The organism is Pseudomonas sp. 2822-17 (assembly GCF_002742485.1).
In the GTDB taxonomy this organism is placed as follows: Bacteria; Pseudomonadota; Gammaproteobacteria; order Pseudomonadales; family Pseudomonadaceae; genus Aquipseudomonas; species Aquipseudomonas cyclaminis.
The window spans coordinates 1-280 of sequence record NZ_LJRZ01000140.1 but is presented as its reverse complement, the minus strand read 5'-3'; the positions used below and the strand labels follow the sequence as shown (position 1 = coordinate 280).

Genomic DNA, 280 nt, shown 5'->3' with positions numbered 1-280 from the left:
CCTTAAAATACAGCGATTGCCCCGTCTGTCCTCGCCTCAGTACCACCAGCAAGTACGCCAGAAACTGGGTCACGCCAAATGATCTGACCACGTCCAAAGCTCCCTGATTGGTGAGTGACTTGTATCGCGTGACCCTTAGCAGACAAAGAAGTAGCAAGATGATTCGGAATACTTTGCTCCAACAATACTTGCTTTCCTTTCACCCATTGCCAACGAGGTGCATCCAAAGCTGCTTGTGGATTCAAGCCAAAATCGATGGTATTCATGATCACTCGCATAT

1 protein-coding gene is annotated in these 280 nt (G+C 47.9%); it reads right to left on the bottom strand.

The window, feature by feature from the left end; translation table 11 throughout:
- Window positions 1-2: 2 nt before the first annotated feature.
- Window positions 3-280 (bottom strand): gamma-glutamyltransferase (locus tag AOA60_RS01280; RefSeq protein ID WP_178075301.1); only part of this gene is annotated, 278 nt, incomplete at its 5' end.